The organism is Blautia sp. DFI.1.216, assembly GCF_020594215.1.
GTDB classification, from domain to species: Bacteria; Bacillota; Clostridia; order Lachnospirales; family Lachnospiraceae; genus Blautia_A; species Blautia_A wexlerae.
Genome location: NZ_JAJDML010000008.1, coordinates 73,527 through 90,303, shown reverse-complemented (window position 1 = coordinate 90,303; position 16,777 = coordinate 73,527). Strand labels below are relative to the sequence as shown.

Annotated in this window: 17 protein-coding genes; all 17 read left to right on the top strand. The window is 42.2% G+C overall.

From position 1 onward, the window contains the following. Positions 1 to 124 precede the first annotated feature (124 nt). The 17 genes from LJE11_RS05135 to LJE11_RS05060 all read left to right on the top strand — a co-directional run bounded on the left by LJE11_RS05135 (position 125) and on the right by LJE11_RS05060 (position 16,706). Positions 125 to 448 carry a plasmid mobilization protein gene (locus LJE11_RS05135; protein WP_072448023.1) on the top strand — a complete coding sequence of 108 codons (324 nt, stop codon included), beginning with the start codon at positions 125 to 127 and terminating at the stop codon, positions 446 to 448. 3 nt (positions 449 to 451) lie between these two features. Next, positions 452 to 1,867, top strand: a complete 1,416-nt coding sequence (locus LJE11_RS05130) for a relaxase/mobilization nuclease domain-containing protein (protein ID WP_227198745.1) — start codon at positions 452 to 454, stop codon at positions 1,865 to 1,867. Further along, positions 1,868 to 2,821, top strand: a complete 954-nt coding sequence (locus tag LJE11_RS05125; RefSeq protein WP_072448027.1) for a hypothetical protein — start codon at positions 1,868 to 1,870, stop codon at positions 2,819 to 2,821. After that, positions 2,822 to 3,241 carry a hypothetical protein gene (locus tag LJE11_RS05120; RefSeq protein ID WP_117688068.1) on the top strand — a complete coding sequence of 140 codons (420 nt, stop codon included), beginning with the start codon at positions 2,822 to 2,824 and terminating at the stop codon, positions 3,239 to 3,241. 10 nt (positions 3,242 to 3,251) lie between these two features. Next, the gene (locus tag LJE11_RS05115; RefSeq protein ID WP_173900152.1) at positions 3,252 to 4,415 is read left to right on the top strand and encodes a PcfB family protein; all 1,164 of its coding nucleotides are present in this window, start codon (positions 3,252 to 3,254) and stop codon (positions 4,413 to 4,415) included. A 42-nt stretch (positions 4,416 to 4,457) separates the two neighbouring features. Continuing rightward, positions 4,458 to 6,539, top strand: coding sequence for a VirD4-like conjugal transfer protein, CD1115 family (locus LJE11_RS05110; RefSeq protein ID WP_227198746.1), 2,082 nt, complete (start codon positions 4,458 to 4,460; stop codon positions 6,537 to 6,539). Positions 6,540 to 6,650: 111 nt separating this feature from the next. Continuing rightward, positions 6,651 to 6,989: a hypothetical protein gene (locus tag LJE11_RS05105; protein ID WP_227198747.1), complete on the top strand. Its 339-nt coding sequence runs from the start codon at positions 6,651 to 6,653 to the stop codon at positions 6,987 to 6,989. Positions 6,990 to 7,036: 47 nt separating this feature from the next. Continuing rightward, on the top strand, positions 7,037 to 7,873 hold the full coding sequence (locus tag LJE11_RS05100) for a hypothetical protein (RefSeq protein ID WP_025577460.1): 837 nt from the start codon (positions 7,037 to 7,039) through the stop codon (positions 7,871 to 7,873). 12 nt (positions 7,874 to 7,885) lie between these two features. Further along, complete coding sequence (locus tag LJE11_RS05095; protein WP_025577461.1) at positions 7,886 to 8,830, top strand: DNA-methyltransferase; 945 nt, start codon at positions 7,886 to 7,888, stop codon at positions 8,828 to 8,830. 17 nt (positions 8,831 to 8,847) lie between these two features. Beyond that, positions 8,848 to 9,660: a DUF4313 domain-containing protein gene (locus tag LJE11_RS05090; RefSeq protein ID WP_081019432.1), complete on the top strand. Its 813-nt coding sequence runs from the start codon at positions 8,848 to 8,850 to the stop codon at positions 9,658 to 9,660. Positions 9,661 to 9,683: 23 nt separating this feature from the next. Next, the gene (locus LJE11_RS05085; RefSeq protein ID WP_025577465.1) at positions 9,684 to 10,184 is read left to right on the top strand and encodes a PrgI family protein; all 501 of its coding nucleotides are present in this window, start codon (positions 9,684 to 9,686) and stop codon (positions 10,182 to 10,184) included. Positions 10,185 to 10,314: 130 nt separating this feature from the next. Then, the gene (locus LJE11_RS05080; RefSeq protein ID WP_025577466.1) at positions 10,315 to 12,681 is read left to right on the top strand and encodes a VirB4-like conjugal transfer ATPase, CD1110 family; all 2,367 of its coding nucleotides are present in this window, start codon (positions 10,315 to 10,317) and stop codon (positions 12,679 to 12,681) included. Positions 12,682 to 12,855: 174 nt separating this feature from the next. Beyond that, entirely contained in the window at positions 12,856 to 12,978 is a 123-nt protein-coding gene (locus LJE11_RS19775) for a hypothetical protein (RefSeq protein WP_255610470.1), read from the top strand. Beyond that, positions 12,962 to 13,483, top strand: coding sequence for a JAB domain-containing protein (locus LJE11_RS05075; RefSeq protein WP_227295606.1), 522 nt, complete (start codon positions 12,962 to 12,964; stop codon positions 13,481 to 13,483). Before LJE11_RS19775 ends, LJE11_RS05075 begins: the two co-directional genes overlap by 17 nt. A 134-nt stretch (positions 13,484 to 13,617) precedes the next feature. Beyond that, a complete protein-coding gene (locus tag LJE11_RS05070; protein ID WP_227295604.1) occupies positions 13,618 to 14,214 on the top strand; it encodes a DarT ssDNA thymidine ADP-ribosyltransferase family protein in 597 nt (198 codons plus the stop codon). Between the two features lie 18 nt (positions 14,215 to 14,232). Further along, the gene (darG, locus tag LJE11_RS05065) at positions 14,233 to 15,270 is read left to right on the top strand and encodes a type II toxin-antitoxin system antitoxin DNA ADP-ribosyl glycohydrolase DarG (RefSeq protein ID WP_025577471.1); all 1,038 of its coding nucleotides are present in this window, start codon (positions 14,233 to 14,235) and stop codon (positions 15,268 to 15,270) included. A gap of 95 nt (positions 15,271 to 15,365) precedes the next feature. Beyond that, a complete protein-coding gene (locus LJE11_RS05060) occupies positions 15,366 to 16,706 on the top strand; it encodes an LPD25 domain-containing protein (protein ID WP_025577473.1) in 1,341 nt (446 codons plus the stop codon). The last annotated feature ends 71 nt before the right edge of the window (positions 16,707 to 16,777 follow it).

The following is a 16,777-nucleotide window of genomic DNA, read 5'->3' as shown; positions in this document are numbered from 1 at the left end:
TAGCCAGTCCGGACGCCGGGAAGTTATACAGTGACCGATAGCAGGTCTTAGGAGTTGACAGCAGATAGCGTTGAAGTAGAAATCGGTAGATGAAATCTGTGATAAAGATAAGGAAAGGGGGAGCATGAAAAAAGAAACAATGAAATGTAGAAAAGAAATCCGGCTGTATCGGTGGGAGCTGGAAGAGTTACAAAAACAGGCAGAAAAGATGGGGCTTTCTGATTCCCAGTATCTTCGTATGCTGATTACCAACCGCCCCAGGGATTACCCGGAAATCCGCAAGGAACTGGAACGCATGAACCAGGAAATCAACCGGATTGGTGTAAACATCAACCAGATTACCCATAACAATAACAGCGCCCTTTATTCCAGGGAAGATAAACACCGTCTGTATGTGTTTTTGAAGCAGATAAAAACACTGGTAAGCCAGGTGCAGGAAAGGCTGTAGGTTATGGCAATTACAAAGTGCCTGCACATGAAACAGGCAAAAACGGGTTATCCGGCAAAACATCTGGCAAACGGTCTTCGCTATATTATGAACCCGGAGAAAACAGAACATGGCCGCTATGTCTGTGGACATAACTGTATTCCTGAACAGGCATTATCCCAGATGGTAGATACTAAACGTCATTTTGGAAAGCTGGATAAAAGGCAGGGCTACCATTTCATTCTTTCGTTTGAGGAAGATGAGGTTTCGGAAGAAGAAGCCTTCCAAGTGGTAGGAGAGTTTGTGGCAGAATTTCTTGGGAAGGATTTTGAAGCGGTTTATGCAGTCCATAATGATACGGACCATATTCATGGGCACATTATTTTTAATTCAGTACGCTGTACTACGGGATATAAATACGATTATAAAAACGGGGATTGGGAAAACAGTATCCAGCCTCTGACCAACCGGATATGCAGGGAGCATGGTTTATCTGTGCTGGAGCTGGAAGAAGTAAAGGAAAAACGCAAACAAAAAGGACAGGAAGAAAAATCTCTTTCTGAACGGGACAGGCGGATCAGAAGAGATGTGGACCAGGCATTACAGGACGCAGGTTCTTATGAGGAATTTCTTGAAAATCTTTCCAGCATGGGATATGAGTTGCGGGGGAGAAAGCACCTTTCTGTTCGGGAACCCGGAGCAGGAAGGGCAAGACGGCTTGACCAGCTAGGGGAAGAATATACAGAGGAAAGGCTTCGGCAGCGTTTTGGACGCCTTCCAATCCCGGAAATGACCGGAGAGGAGATACCGATAGAATGGACGTATGTGTTTATCCCATACCGGGAGCGGCATTTGACCAGATACCAGAAGGAACGTTTTCTTCGCAGGTACCGGCAGGGGAAACCAATGGCAGACTCTAAAACCTGGAAATACAGGGCAGCAATCCATGAATTGAAAAAATTGCAGGAGGAATTTGATTTTCTGGCAGCTTATCGCATACAGGATAAGGCGCAGTTGAAAGCCATTTCTGATGCAACAAAGGAACAGCTTTGGGAAAACAGCAGGGCAAGAAAGCAGCTACGAAAAGAAATGGTTCCTTATGAGGAAATGCTTCTGCTTCTCAATAAGCTGCAGGAAAAACAGATGGAAGCAGAACTTTATCAGGAAGGGTATCAGGAATTTTTTCAAGACCACCAGACATACCAAAACCTTCTTGGGCAGTTAAAAGAAATGGGATATTCCTTGTCTGAGGCAGAACAGACAGACGCTTATTTCTTTGAGAAAGAGGAGCGTTTGCGGATTGAACGGAAAAAAATCTTAAAAGAAAAAAGGATTGCAGAGCGTCTGCGTGAAAAAGCAGAAGAAAAAGAAAACTTGGAAGCACAACAGAAGGAAAAGAATAGGGAAACGTCTGCAAGGGGCAGAGGAAAAGGAGGGTAAATGACAGTAGAAGGACAACGGTATCTGGAAGAATGCCGGAAAGTTTTAAAAGAAGAACAGATGGACGCAGTTTCTATGGGGCTGGATTTTGGTCTTCCTGTTTCGGATATCCAGAAGGTAGTTAAGAGTAACCAGGAAGCCCCGGTGATGAAAGCAATCATCATAGGGCTTATGGAAGGGATTGGGGAAATCGACTTTTTATGTGAAGGAAATTATAACCAGTTCCAGGTACGGGAAATCGTAGAAGGCTTAAAAAACGGGCTGGATCTGGAAGAGGTGAAAACCTATGCCGGAAATGAACTGCCGGCCAGTCGTATGCGGACCATGCGGATACAACTGGAAGAGTCAAAGGTAAAAAAAGAAGTTCCGAAAGATGAAGAAATGCGTTCTTATATGAAAAATCTTATGGGGATCATGGAACAATCCATTCAGCAGTTTCGGGAAAGCAATGACCGTTTTACAGCTTTGTCCTCTCTGGTAAAGGAGCATGTTGTTGAAGAGAAAAATCAGGAGATTAAAGACCTGTATGAGAACCTGCAATACAAAGATAAAAATATACAGGAATTAAGGGAAAAGCTGGCAAAGAAAGAGCAGGAAATTCAGGATCTGAAAAAAGAAGCAGAAAAATACAGGGAAAAAACAGAAGCTGTTTCCAGGGAAACAAAAGTGGTATTGGAAGAAAAAAGCATACAAACAGCAGAAGGGCTGCAAAAAAGTAAGCGCCGGCTGCTTGGGATTGCCATGCTTGGGAAAAAAGTACCCAAAAGTGTTGTGGAGAAGATCCTGGAATATAACCTGTCCGCAGAACAGTTGGAAGAAATCCGCCAGTGCGTAGAAAGTGGGCTGGCAGATGCAGAAATCCTTCAGGTGATGGAGAACAGCCCTTCACCAGAGAGAATGAAAAAAATGAGGGAAATTATCCTTTTGATGCGGAAACGGAAGGCGGGTGTGTAAATGGCAGAACTTGAACATGTGGTAAAAACATTTTCCCTTTTGGAAGCTGCCGAAAAGGAACAGCCCTTTCTTACCAGGGAGCAGAAACAGGATTTGTACCGTATTGCTTTTCATAAGGAGTCTATGGAAGAGGTAGAAAAAATTATTTTGCAGTTACAGGCGCCTCATGCAGGAAAGGAAGAAAAAGAGCGTATCCTTTCTCATTACCTTGAACCGTTTTTTCAGGTTCCGGAAAATATTTTGCAGATTGAGAATTATATTTTTCAGCTTCAATATATGACCTATGAAAAGGAAAAAGCAAACCACATGCTGGAGGCTCTCTTAAAACAGGAAAATATCCAGTATGACCTGGAAGCCATGCTTACAGAAGGAAAAATAAAGGCGGCTGTTCCAGTAAAAAAGGACAGGGCAATGGGATAGGAGGGAGAGCATGAGTGAAATACAAGATGCGGCGCAGATCATTAAAGTTTCCTTTGAAGGCGCAGAAATCATTCTGAAAATGGGAAATACAGGCTGGCAGTTTGTAAAAGATATTTGTGCGGTATTTAAAAAAGTTCTGGACCAGGAAAAACTGTCAGGGAAAACTTCTGTACAAAAGCTCCTGAAAATGGGAGGCGATTTACAGGTTTTCCGTTTTGAAACAAAAGACCTGGAGCGGGTAAAAGCCCTGGCAAATAAGTATGGGATTTTATATTCCATTTTGCCGGATTTGAATGAGAAGGACGGTATGAGTGAAATTTTGTTCCATTCCCAGGCAGCGCCCCGTATTCAGTCCATGATGGCAAAAATTGAACATTCCAATATTGGGACGTTAGATGAATACTATGAAAATGCAGAGCCGGATAAGGTAGAGCAGTTGGTAGAAGAAGTAAAAAAGCCTGCCCTGCCGGAGCCGAAGGAGTGTGAACTGGTTGCGCGGGAGCTGGCGAAAAACCAGGTGGAGAAGATCAGTGATGTCCGTTCCCGTCTGAATATGACCTGGCTTCAGATCTGGCCGATTATCTGCTACATGGAAGAACAGGGGATTTTGGAGAAAGGGAAGGAAGGTACGGTGACACTGACCAGGACACCGGAACAGGTTGAAGAATTGGTAGATTCCCAGCAGTGGAAACAGTTGTTTGGGGAAGAGGAAGCCAAAAGACGCAGCACTGGAAGCAGCCAGGAAACAGAAGAAAAGATGCAGGTCATTCGGCGTATCCAAAAGGAGAAACGGAACAATCCAGGTGTGAATGCCATTACCATAGACCAGAAGCTGGTATATGAAGAAACAGAGCATCATATCAAAACCAGGATTCCGTACCGTAAGAATGAATTTATCTGGCTGGACAAATCGGAAATTAGCTGGATTAATGACCATAAGACGATTTTTGCAGGTTTGGAAAAGAAAAAGGAGTATGCAATTTTAGACCTGGAGGACCGTTTTCTTAGAAAAACTTCGGGGGAAGATTTATATAGGGAAAGCTATGATCCGGTACACAGGGAACGTGCCAGACAGGAGCAGGAAAAGATACGCAGAAGAAGGGAGCAGAATTACAGGAAGACACAACAGAACCTGGAAGCAGGGAGAAGAACCATACAGGGGCAAAGGAGGTAGAGAACCGGAGCAATTCAGAAAAAGAAGAAACAGTCCTGGGGCATGTATCTCATTGGCGGTGCAGCTTCCGGCTATGGAGGTTATCTCTTAAATGTGTGCTATCAGCCCGGAAAGGATATCAACTATTTTTTTAACCGTCTGGATCATGTGATGGCAGCCCCGTTTGCCAATTATTGGAACGAAACTTCCTTAAAAGCAATCATTCTGGGGATTTTTGTATATGTGATCGGTATGGTCATGTATGTCACCAGCCGGAAAAACTATATGCCAGGTCAGGAATTTGGTACCGCTGTTTTTGCAGATCCGAAAAAGGTAGCAAAGCAGTTTGCGGATAAAGATGAACACAATAATCTGATCTTATCCCAGAATGTCAGGCTGTCCATGAATACCAGAAAGACCAGGAGAAACCTAAATGTCCTGGTAATCGGAGGAAGCGGCGCTGGAAAAACTTTGTTCATGGTGAAACCCAATCTCCTTCAGTTAAGCAGGGCTTCCCAGATCATTACAGACCCCAAAGGGGAAATTTTAAGATGCTGTGGAGGTATGCTGAAAGCGCATGGATACCGGATACGGGTGCTGAACCTGGTGGAAATGGAGCAGTCTAATGGATATAATCCATTCCGCTATATCCGCTCTGAAACAGATATTGTAAAACTGGTTACCAATCTGATCAATAATACCACACCGAAAAATGCACAGCCCAGTGATCCATTCTGGGAGAAAGCCGAGTCTTTGTACTTGCAGGCCATTTTTCTTTATGTGTGGCAGGAGTGTGAAATGGAGAAAAGGAATTTCCGTATGGTTTTGCAGCTCTTGAATGAGGCGGAAGTCCATGCAGACGGTTCCCCTTCTGATTTAGACCGGCGTTTCCGCAGACTGGAGAGAAAAAAGGGAAGCAATCACCCTGCTTTAATCCAGTATAATAAAGTGGTACGGGGTGCCGGAGATACGGTAAGGAGTATCATCATTTCCGCAAATGCAAGGCTGGGATTGTTACAGAACCCACAAATTTTGCGGATTCTGGATCATGATGAAATGGAGATAGAGGAGATTGGGATTGGTGTTGATGGGGATAGAAACCGGAAGACCGCACTTTTTTGTGTGACGCCGGATTCGGATAAGAGTTATGCCTTTTTAATTGGTATGCTTTATTCCCAGATTTTCCAGGAATTGTATTACCAGGCAGACTTTCATTACAATGGAAAACTTCCCATTAACGTGAATTTTATGCTGGACGAATTTGCCAACGTGCCATTGCCAGATGACTACTGCAGCCTACTTAGTACCATGCGTTCCAGAAATATTTCCTGTATCATTTTTATCCAAAACCTTGCCCAGATCAAGGCTTTGTTTGAGAAAACCTGGGAAACCATACCGGGTAATTGTGATTCCCTGGTATATCTTGGTGGGAATGAACAGTCCACGCATAAGTATATCAGTGAGTCCCTGGGAAAAGGAACCATTGATAAAAAAAGCAGTGGGGAAACCAAAGGCCGGCAGGGGAGCAGTTCCCGGAATTATGATGTGCTGGGGCGTGAACTTTTAACACCGGACGAAACCCGAAAGTTGGATAACTCAGAGTGCATTTTGTTAATCAGGGGTTGTGATCCTATTATTGATAAAAAATACAATACTTTTGCACACTCCAGATTTTCGGAAACAGAAGATGGCGGGGCTGCGCCTTATATCCATGACAGAATGGCTGCCCAAAAACAGGCAGTACAGATTTTAAGTGAAGAATCCCTGGATTATTATAAGAAGAAAAAGGAACAGGGAGAAGATGTTCAGATTGTGGAACTGTCTTTTGATGAAATTTTTTCTTATGAGCCTATTCCTAAGAAGATTTTTTCGGAGGAAGAGCTGAAAGAGAACCAGAAGAAGAGAACGGTAGAGGAGGTGAGGCCGCCGAAGAAAACGGAAAAACCGGTACAGACAGAGGAAGAAAAACTTTCTGCATTATTGGAAAGCCATGTTTATAATGAGGAACAGTTGGGAGAAATCATGCTTGCCATTGGTGCTGGAATTTCGTATGATAAAATCCTTCAAATCGCAGATACAAAAAACAGTGCTGAAAAGATGAAGGAAATCCGTAAAAAATTTACAAGAGAAACAGCCTCGGATTAAAGAAGGCAGATTTTTGGAAACCTGTAGTTTTTGCATTACGCAGGGCAGGTTTTTAAAAATCTGTCTTTTTGCGTAATGTGGTATCAATCACATGAAAAGGAGTAAAAAGATATGAAGATCAAAGAGGTTATCAGAAAGAAACAGAACCGCTTGAAAAAATCTCTACTGGGAGTCCTGGCAGTAAGCACTGCCACTGTTTCCCTGTTTCCCCAGACTGTCATGGCTTCCGGGGTAAGTGACGTAACACAGCCGCTTATGAATTTAAAGACACTGGTGATCAGTATTATTGGTGCGGTGGGTGTGATTATCCTGGCAAAAAACGTGATGGAATTTGCACAGGCTTACCAGCAGCAGGACAGTTCTTCTATGAACAGTGCCATTAAAGGAATTGTTGCAGGGCTTATTATGGCAGCTATTTCCTCCGTTCTTACTTTCCTGGGAATCAGCTAAAACCGTTCTTCTTTTTGAGATAAACAGATAAGAAGAGAGGTGAAGTGATGTTTAATTTAGGAGAGGCGATCCTTGCACTTTTGGAAATCGTGTTTGGATTTTGGAATAATCAGGTCAGCCTCGTATTTGAACTTTTAGGACAGTCCCCTACCGGGTTCAAAGGGGGCGGACCCTGGGGGATCATTGAAGGGATTGAACCCCTTTTTGTTGGGATAGGCTCTGCCCTGGTAGTCCTTTTTTTCGTCATTGGGTTTTGTGCAGAGTCGGTAGATATCCGGGAAGAAATCCGGTTTGAAGCAATCCTCCGTATGTTTATCCGGGTTGCCATTGCACAGTGGCTGGTATCTTATAACATTACCATTATGAAAGCCCTGTTTACTTCCTGTGGAAACCTGGTGGGGCATTTGGGACAAAACCAGAGTGTGGAGTTATCCATTGACCCGGCGCAGGCAGAAGTGATCAAAGATTTAGGATTTGGAACCAGTATCGTGTTCCTGATACTTGCTGTTTTCCTATCTTTAATCGTTATTATCTGTGGGTTCTTCCTGCTGTACAATGTTTATTTCCGCTTTTTGAAAATCATGGTAATTGTACCTTTTGGGGCGATTGCCAGCAGTACCCTGGCTGGAAACCGGGGGCTTAGTAATACCTTTGTAGCCTATATGAAATATTTTATCAGTGTCGTTTTTGAGGCAGTCACAATGGCACTGGCAATCCTTTTGTGTAACCAGTTTATTTCCTCCGGACTTCCGACCTTTACCGGAGATTATGAGGACTGGGCCAAAACCTTGATTTATTTGGGGGAAATGACCTTTACGGTTGCGCTGACGGTAGGCACTGTAAAAGGGGCGCAGAACCTGACTTCCAGGGCACTGGGATTGTAGGAGGAAAGGATTGTGCAGGAAAAAGGGATACAGATGACACTATTTGAATATTTTCAGGACGCAGAATGCTTTAGCCTTAAAGAAGCAGTGGCTTGTGTAGAACAGGTAAAAGAGGTAAAAGAACCCAGTATCCGGGCAAGAATTTATGAGGGAATAGAAAAGGGGCTTTTTTCCAGGATAGCCAAAGGAGTCTATACGGTTACCAAAGAACAGGACGGAGAAGAGGTAACTTGTATGCTGGTTCAGGGAAATGGCAGGGATTTGAGCTTTTTAAAAGATAACAGTATAGATGCCATTATTACAGATCATGCTTATGACCTGAAAAAAAGCCTGAAAGGGGGAAATCGGGATTTTGCGGCCTATGAATGTTTTCAATATACGCAGGAAGACTTTGATGAAAAATACCGGGTGTTGAAAAAAGGGTGTTTTCTGGTAGAGTTCATGCCGGAAGAAAATGGGGAAAATTATGAATACCTCTATCAGATGAAAAAAATGGCGAAAGAAGCAGGGCTTGAATATTATGCAAAAGTCGCCTGGAAAAAAGGAGATTTCGTTGCCAATACGGGAAGAAAATCTAAAAATACGGAAGAGATTGCATTTTTTACGAAAGGAAAAGCCAGGAATTTACGCCCAGATGCGAAAAAGGATAAGGCGGAGCCAGGAATATCCCACTATATGTCAGGCGCCAGGGGAATGCTTCCAACGGTCTTTGACATTGAACCGCCAGGGAAAAACTCCCGTATTCATCAGGCAGAAAAACCAGTGCAACTTTTGCAGCAGATCCTTGGATTTGTAACAGAAGAAAAGGAGTGGGTACTGGATCAGTTTGCAGGTTCGTTTTCCCTGGGGGAAGCAGCACTTTCCAGTGAACGGAATGCAATCTGCATTGAAATTAATGAAGAATATTTTGAAAAGGGAAAAGAAAGGCTTCTGTCTGCAAAGAGCAGGAGTCGGTAGGAAAGGAGGATATGTAAATGGAACAGGAAGAAAAACTCAGCCTGGATTTTGGCAATGGGGAGATCTATGAGGTCTGGCTGGAAGTTGCAACTTATCCGGCTGATAAAAACATCAAAGTTTGTGTGTTTACGGAAAAAGAGGAAGAGATATGGAAACTTTTTGAATTGACCACAGATATGGGAATTCCGCTGGAAAAGAACCAGACCTTTTTGCTCCCAGGCTATGATCTGGAGCAGATAGTAGAATTTATCAAAAAAAACGCGATTGGACAGTTAAAAGAAGAAATCTGCTGTTCTGGCTGTATGGAATATCCACTGTTTGAATTTCAGGAAGAAACTTTAAAGAAATTGGACCCGGAGGGATATGCAGCCTATGAGCAGGCATACCAGGAACGGGGAGAAGTAAAGAATCCAGAATTTCAAAAGGAAATCAAAACAGCGGATTTTCAATGGGCGTATGGAACCGAAGAACTGGCATTGCGGGTAGATTATTATGCAATGAACCAAAACCTTTATGTGGAGCTGTATAGCCGGGAAGATGGGATGTGGGAACCGTTTTCAGATTTGACCGTAAACCTTCCCGGATATTGCCTGGAGCCTGGAACTGCCTGTATCAGCGGTGATTTTAGTAAGGAAAATATCCAGTTTATTCAGGAGCATGGATTGGGAACACTGCTTCCCTGGAAAGCACAATCCGGTATGGGGCAGTATGCGGTGGTGAAATTTCATCTGGAGGAACTGCGTAAGTTTGACCAGGCTGGGGTTGCCGCCTTTTGCAATCAGCATGGATTACAGAAAACCATGCAGGAAGAGCGAAGACAGAGTAGATAAAAAACAGAGACAGGAGGTTATGTATGGAGATTGAATTAAGTGAGGACCTGCAGCATTATAAAGAATCCCTGGTTCTAGGGCTTACAGCAAAACAGTTTTTGTTTTCGGCGTTGGCATTGGGCGTAGGAACTGGGATTGTCCTGCTTTTGTATGAAAAAATCGGGATTACTTTGAGCTGTTATGTGGCAACCCCTTTTGTTGTACCTCTGGCACTGACTGGGTTTTATAACTATCATGGGCTGACATTCTGGCAATTTGCAGGGAAGATGATTTATTTTTCCTTTTTTAACCGCCCTTTGGTGTATGGCTCTACGGAATCGGTGCAGGAATTGAAACAGATTTATATGGAAACCTGTCAGGAAGAAGAACGGGAAGTACAGCAAAGGAAAAAGGAACAGAAAAAAGAGAAGAAAGGTGGTGATGTAAACGTGGTGAAAAAGAAGGCAATCCGTATGGGGATCGTAACGGTAGTGATGATTGTACTTGGTGCGGCAGCAGCGGTGTGGTATAAGATGTACCGTTGAACAGAATATTCAATCAAGGCGTGAAATAGCGCCTGCTCTCCATTTCAGGAGAGGGATACACAGACATGTAGCGGCAGATGGAAGCTGCTGTGTTTGTGGCCCCATCTGCCTGAAAGGAGGAAATTAGAGATTGTCAATTTTTTCAGATAAGTTTGACCAGTTAAAAAAAGCAGATAAAGCAGTAAAATCCCCGAAATATCTTCAGGAAGTCATGGGGATTGGGAGAATTGCAGAAAATGGCATTTTTGAAGTAGGGAAGGGGGTATATTCCAGGACATACCGTTTTTTGGACATTAATTATGTAACCGCAGGTGCAGAAGAACAGATGCGAATCTTAAAGCAGTATTGTAAGACGGTAAATGCCATTGATGTATATTTTCTTATTACCATTTTTAATCGGAACAAAAACATGCAGGATTTCCGGGAGCATGTACTTTTCCAGGAAAAAGGAGATGGTTTTAACTGGCTGCGTGGAAGTTATAACCAGATTATTGAAAAGCGCATTGTAGATGGAAGGCAGGGGATTGAACAGGAAAAACTGCTGACTGTATGTGTAGAACGGAAATCCTACGAACAGGCAAAAGCATTTTTTGCCACTTTTGAAGCGACCTTAAAACAGAACTTTGGAGAACTTGGCTCCTGCATTGAAGAATTAAATGCAGAAGAACGGCTGCGGGTACTTTTCAATTTTTACCGTATAGGGGAAGAGGAACAATTTTCCTTTGATTTCAGACAGGCATTAAAAAAGGGCGGTGATCCTAAAAATGATATTTCACCAGGGTATATGCAGTTTTACCCAGGTTATTTTGAAACGGAACGGAAAAAATGCAGGGCATTATTCATTAAAAAATATCCTTCTTCTTTATCGGATACCTTTTTAAATGAGATTACCAGCCTTCCGGTTCATAGTATTACTACAATCTGTATTGTACCAGTACCAAAAGAACTGGCAAATAAGGTTCTTCAGAAGAAATATCTGGGCATTGAAAATGATATTTTAAAGCAGCAGAGAGTCCGTAATAAAAATAACGACTTTTCCAGTGACATTTCTCATATCAAGAAAGTCCAGAAGGAGAAGATTGTAAATCTTATGGACGACGTGCGGGAAAATGACCAGAACCTGTTTTATACAGGGGTGAATTTCCTGATCATGGCAGAGGACAAGAAGGAGTTAGACAGTGTAACCGAAACTATTAAAAATATCGGCAATGGACGCATGTGCCAGATTGAAACCCACTATTATCAGCAGAGGGAAGCTATGAATACCATACTTCCAGTGGGAAACCGGCAGATCAGCACAATGCGGACCATGCTCACCAGGGATATTGCAGCCCTTCTTCCCTTTAATGTACAGGAATTAAACGAAAAGTCCGGCGTCTGCTATGGCATTAACCAGGTTTCTCATAACCTTTGCATTGGAAACCGGAAAAAACTGGCAAATGGAAATGGAATGGTATTCGGTGTTCCCGGCTCCGGAAAATCCTATTTCAGTAAGTCGGAAATGCTGCAGGTGTTCTTAGGAACAGATGATGATATTATCTGTATCGACCCGACACTGGAATATTTTGATATTGCAGAAGCCCTGGGAAACCAGGCAGCAATCATTAACCTGTCTACCTATACAAAGAATTACATCAATCCTTTGGAGATGGACGTTTGGGCGCTGGATTTAAACGATTCTCAGGGATATATCCGGGATAAAGGGGAATTTATGCTGGGGCTGTGTGAACAGTGTTACGGGGATAATCTAAACAGTCGCCATAAATCCATTATAGACCGTTGTGTACGAAAGTTGTATATCGACATTGCAAAGGCAAGGGAAAAGCATATCCCTACCATGTCAGAATTTTATGAGTTATTGTTGGAGCAGCCAGAAGAAGAGGCAAAGGACATTGCTTTATCGTTGGAGCTGTTTGTAAATGGCTCTTTAAATATTTTCAATAACCATACCAATGTGAATGTACAGGCAAGGTTCATTGTCTATGGTACCAGGGACCTGGGGAAAGAGCTGGGAGCCATTTCCACTCTGGTCATGCTGGAAAATATCAGTGCCAGGATTGCAGAAAACGCAAAGAAAGGAAGGGCAACCTGGCTTTATATAGATGAGTTCCATACTGTTCTTGACCGGGAGTATAGTGCGAAATTTTTGTTCAGCCTCTGGAAAAAAGTGAGGAAGCAAGGGGGACTATGCACAGGAATCACCCAAAATTTGGTTGATATGCTGCAAAACTATACAGCCATGACCATGCTTGGAAACAGTGAGTTTATTGCCCTGTTAAAGCAGTCCAATGTAGACAGTCAGGAATTATCCACTGCAGCAGGAATTCCAGAAGCACAATTAAAATATGTAGATAATTCTCCTTCCGGTACGGGGATCATTAAGTATGGAAATACCTGTATTCCATTTGATAACCGTATGGAAAAAGAAGCCAATCCGCTGTATGCGCTTTTCAATACCAACCTTCACGAAAAGGCGTTGCAGACAAAGCAGGAGTAATGTAATCTGAAAGGAACTTTTTCTTTTATCTGTAAAGGAAAAGGTATGACAGACGAGAAAAAAATTAGGCAACAGCAAAAATTATAAGTCGGTAAAGTAGAAAAAGGATAGGACAAAAAGAGTGCAGTTCTTTTATCAGGCACTCTTTTTGTATATCATGGGAAAGGTGGCAGAATGGCTGAAACATATCAAATAGAAATGAATTTAGAGCAGTTGGAAAGACTTTTAAAAAATCTGCCGGAGGGAATTATGCTGGAGATTTGCTTTGGAAAGGAAGAACATGGAGAAGACACATAAAATAGATGTGGTAAGTATACGCCTGGTGGAAGAACCTCCTCTATACAGTAGCAAAGAATTAAAAAATCCCTGTGATGTGGCAGAACTCTTTCAGGATTTTTTAAAAGATTGTGACCGGGAAATGTTCTGTATTTTAAACCTTCGGACAAAAGGACAGGTAATCAATCTCAATGTAGTGGGTGTCGGGACTCTGAACAGTGTATTGATACACCCGAGGGAAGTGTTTAAATCTGCAATCCTGTCTAATGCCAGCAATATCATCCTGGCACGTAACCATCCTTCGGGAAATCCGGAACCTAGCAGGCAGGACATGGACATGACAAAAAGATTGGCAGAAGCTGGGCGGCTTCTGGGGATTGAAGTGCTGGATCATGTGATTGTATCAGATGACCGGTATTTTAGCTTCCGGGAGGAAAAGCTATTGCCGGAATATTTCCAGATGGATGGGATAGCTGCGGAGCAATCCTTTCCGTATGCAAAGAGTGAAAGAGAGAAGGTACGTTAATGGGATTGACGGATTAATACGGGAACCATATAATGAGTACAATGGAAAATTTGTTTATAGAAACAAACACGTTGATGGAGAATGTAAAAATTCTGTGATTAGCGTTTAAAGTGTGTTATACTAGGAGGAGAACGATGGGATTAAAAGATGCGAAAGAAGGAAAACTTCTATATCATTTAACAGAATTAAAGAATCTGGAATCTATTATTGATTTTGGCCTTGTGCCGAGAAAGATTCTAAGGGAGAATACGGTAACATTTGGAGATGTAGCAGATCCAGAAATTATACGCAAGAGGGAAAGTCTGGGATTGGACGGATACATTTCATTTCATTTTCATCCATATTCAGCTTTTGATGTGGCTGTAAAGAAAACTCATGCGGGAGAGGAAATGATCTATATCTGTATTACCAGAAATTTGGCAAGGCGCAATAATTTCAGCATTTTACCTAAGCACCCATTGGCATTGGAAGGATGCCAGTTATATGATTATGATGAAGGTTTTGAAATGATCAACTGGGATATTCTTACCAGTGTGGGGCAAAATGACGTGGAAGCCAGAAATATAAAGATGGCGGAATGCCTGAGCCCATTGGTTATTCCTGTTGATGCATTCCAGTGCATCTATGTTTCATCTGAAGAAACTAAAAACAGAGTAACAAATTTACTGAAACAGAAAGGCGTTATCTTTCCACCGCCATTTATTACGGTGATGTCCCAATGGTTTGAATAACGAGAGGAGGTGGTTGTGTTGATTAAATACACAACTGGAGATATGTTTCAGTCTGGTGCAGAGTGTTTAGTTAATACAGTCAACTGTGAAGGCTATATGGGAAAGGGAATTGCGTATCAATTTAAACTGAAATTTCCGGAAAACAATAAAGCCTATATAAAAGCATGTAAAGACAAAACACTTCATGTCGGAACAATCCATACTTTTGTAGAGAATGGCATTACAATTGTAAACTTTCCGACGAAAGATAAGTGGCGTGAAAACTCTAAAATAAGTTATATAGAAACAGCACTGGATGTTCTGGTAGAAAGGCTTCCGAAACTGAATGTAAAGTCCGTAGCGATTCCCCCGCTGGGATGTGGTAATGGTGGTTTGGATTGGCAGACAGTAAAAGAACTGATACAAAAGAAATTAAAACCAATTGCTGATGATTTTACGGTTTTGATTTATGAGCCACAGAGAAATTATGTGCAGAAAGCAGCTACTGCACCTAAACTTACAGCAGCCAGTTTAGTCTTGATGAAACTCAAAATGGGACTGAAACGTTGTACAAAACTTCGTCTTCAAAAAGCGGCGTATTTTATGAATTTATATCTGGAAGAACCTTATTTTTCCTTTCAAAAGTATAAATATGGTCCATATGCCCATTCCATTGATATTGTTGGCAGAAATATCGGAGAGTATCAGAGTTTTTATGGATTAAATGATACAGAATCGACGTATCAGTTAGCTTATCAGGTGATATGCAGTGAAAAAACAACAAAGCTATTGAACCGCCTTTCTCCTGCAATTGAAAAGGCTGTTGCTTATGTAAATGGGATAGAGAGCGACCATGAACTGGAAGGACTTGCAACAGTAACTTATTTAGTCCAGACTTTTTCAAGAATAGATGCCAGCCAGATCGTATCTGAATTTAAACAGTGGTCAGATGACAAAGCAACCCGTTTTACTGAGGATGAAATAAAGAAATACATTGACTGCTTGGAGCAGATGGGTGTGATAGAACGGGATATTATGGGAAACTATTGCATTTCAGAGTATCTTTCTTACAGATAAACAACAATTAAAAAAGAAAATAGGAAGTAACACGAAGAGCATTATCGCTAAAAACGGTAGTGCTTTTTTTGTGCATAAAAAGGAGGTATTGCTACGTGGAAAAAGGTGAGATGGGCGAGAATGCCACCGGACGTTTGGCAACGTATTATGTGGCAGAATGTATGGAATTTAACCGCTATGGAGAATACAGGGAGGATATCCACAGTGCAGAAGAGGCAGTAAAGATCTATCAGAGTATTCCTTCTGAAAGGTTGAATGCAGGAAAAGGAATTGGGCTTCATGTGGAGGAAGAAGATGGTATTCCATTGGAATTTTCCCTGGTTTATAACGGAGAGTTGGATGTGGATCTTTTGAGAGATATCTATGATCCAAACCAATACCCAGAGGTTTTTATAGCTGCCAGGGAACTGAGTGCTTATCTTCCGGAAACAAAAGTCATTGATACCAAAGGGCTTTTAAAAGAGAAAACCTTGGAGGCTACTGTTTTTGCAGATGAAATGATAAAACTGGAAAAAAATCTTGACCCTGATTTTTACCATACCTTTTATCCGAAAGAAGCAGAACATAAGGAAGCTATTATATGGAAAGCCTTATGTCAAGATGGAAAAGAGGAATACAGCAGGTGGCTGGGAAGCAAGATATTTGAGCAGAAACCAGAGCTGAAAGAACAGGCAGACAAACTAAAGACAACATTGGGACAGGTAAAGCTCATTCCGCCTGTGGACTTGAAGCCTTTTGTGTATGTACGGATCAGTGAACACCTGGACATTCCTTCTGAGGAAGCCATGCCATTAAATAAAGCGGTAGAATTGTTCGGAAAGTTGGACCGGCAGGCTGTGGAAGAGAAAGAGATGGCAGGTTATTATAAAACACACTTTGAAATCTGTTTTCTCTCAGAAGGTGAAATTATATCTTATACTGGGCGGCAGGACTTTGGTGACGGGGAAGGAAATCTGCTGGATCATGTAAAAGCATTTGCAGATTATTATCTCCATACAGAAGAAGGGCAGCAGCTTATGAAACAGACCGCAAAGACAAACGCAGAATGGGAAGATGAACAGCGGGAAATGAAATGGGTATTGGAGGAGATGCTTCCTGCCCTTCAGTATTTCTGCAACCTGGAAAAACTGGAAACAGCGGTTTTGGAAGAACAGGAAATAGAAAAGAAAGTCCCTTTACTGACACAGGGGGACGCATCACGAAAGGCATACCAGGAAGCCATGCTTGCGTATGTCCGGGAAAGCAGGATTGCACTAAATACAGGGGAGGAGTTGCCCCGTATGCCGGATATCCGGGATTTTGCAACTGCCTGTCCGGATAAATCATACAAAGAACAGGTTATGGAAGAAATACGACAGGAAGCAGAGTCATACGGTATGACCGTAGAAGCGTATGCAGCAAATGGATATGAGCCGCCAAAAAGGGGCGGCAGATAAAAGTAGGAAAGGAGGCGGAGTTTTGGCCATGTAAAAGATATCTTCCCTCCTGAAAAAAATTGGATTTAGAA

Excerpts from the sequence above, each read along its gene's own strand:
- LJE11_RS05135 (WP_072448023.1), top strand. The coding sequence starts at position 125 with ATGAAAAAAGAAACAATGAAATGTAGAAAAGAAATCCGGCTGTATCGG.
- LJE11_RS05130 (WP_227198745.1), top strand. The coding sequence starts at position 452 with ATGGCAATTACAAAGTGCCTGCACATGAAACAGGCAAAAACGGGTTAT.
- LJE11_RS05125 (WP_072448027.1), top strand. The coding sequence starts at position 1,868 with ATGACAGTAGAAGGACAACGGTATCTGGAAGAATGCCGGAAAGTTTTA.
- LJE11_RS05120 (WP_117688068.1), top strand. The coding sequence starts at position 2,822 with ATGGCAGAACTTGAACATGTGGTAAAAACATTTTCCCTTTTGGAAGCT.
- LJE11_RS05115 (WP_173900152.1), top strand. The coding sequence starts at position 3,252 with ATGAGTGAAATACAAGATGCGGCGCAGATCATTAAAGTTTCCTTTGAA.
- LJE11_RS05110 (WP_227198746.1), top strand. The coding sequence starts at position 4,458 with ATGTATCTCATTGGCGGTGCAGCTTCCGGCTATGGAGGTTATCTCTTA.
- LJE11_RS05105 (WP_227198747.1), top strand. The coding sequence starts at position 6,651 with ATGAAGATCAAAGAGGTTATCAGAAAGAAACAGAACCGCTTGAAAAAA.
- LJE11_RS05100 (WP_025577460.1), top strand. The coding sequence starts at position 7,037 with ATGTTTAATTTAGGAGAGGCGATCCTTGCACTTTTGGAAATCGTGTTT.
- LJE11_RS05090 (WP_081019432.1), top strand. The coding sequence starts at position 8,848 with ATGGAACAGGAAGAAAAACTCAGCCTGGATTTTGGCAATGGGGAGATC.
- LJE11_RS05085 (WP_025577465.1), top strand. The coding sequence starts at position 9,684 with ATGGAGATTGAATTAAGTGAGGACCTGCAGCATTATAAAGAATCCCTG.
- LJE11_RS19775 (WP_255610470.1), top strand. The coding sequence starts at position 12,856 with ATGGCTGAAACATATCAAATAGAAATGAATTTAGAGCAGTTGGAAAGA.
- LJE11_RS05075 (WP_227295606.1), top strand. The coding sequence starts at position 12,962 with ATGGAGAAGACACATAAAATAGATGTGGTAAGTATACGCCTGGTGGAA.
- LJE11_RS05070 (WP_227295604.1), top strand. The coding sequence starts at position 13,618 with ATGGGATTAAAAGATGCGAAAGAAGGAAAACTTCTATATCATTTAACA.